This window comes from Halorubrum sp. SS7, assembly GCF_005435055.1.
GTDB lineage: Archaea > Halobacteriota > Halobacteria > Halobacteriales > Haloferacaceae > Halorubrum > Halorubrum salinarum.
The window spans coordinates 1-411 of the sequence record NZ_SGXV01000355.1 but is presented as its reverse complement, the minus strand read 5'-3'; the positions used below and the strand labels follow the sequence as shown (position 1 = coordinate 411).

Annotated in this window: 1 protein-coding gene; it reads right to left on the bottom strand. The window is 62.8% G+C overall.

Translation table 11 applies throughout. The features are described 5' to 3' along the window. Nucleotides 1–306 precede the first annotated feature (306 nt). Nucleotides 307–411: dihydrolipoamide dehydrogenase (locus tag EXE44_RS18350; RefSeq protein WP_137718072.1), on the bottom strand; the 105-nt coding region annotated here is incomplete at its 5' end.

Sequence of the window (411 nt, the reverse complement as noted above, 5' to 3'; positions counted from 1 at the left end):
AGAATCATCGTTATAACAGAGAGTTTCTATCGAAATAATGAAGTTCTATTTGTGGATCCGCGAAGTCGACAACAGGGACCGCAGCGGCGCTCCGAGAGGTTTACCGCACGGTAAGTGTCCCCTGCCGGCGGCGACGAGTCGTCTTTTCGACAGTTCGACCGTCGTGAGTGAGAGTCACATTCAGGGACTCGGCGGCGCATCGCTTCGCTTCGTCGCGGGACCTCGGCAGGAGGAAGATCGCGGCCGCACGGAACACGGAGGGGTCGAGCGCGCTAAGCGGTTCAGCCACGGAAGGGTCGAGCGCGGTCAGCGGTTCAGCGTGTGTATGGCCTGTCCGCGCGCGTTCTCGGCGGCCTCCATCACGGCCTCCGCGAGCGTCGGGTGGGTGTGGACGGTGGCGGCCACGTCCTC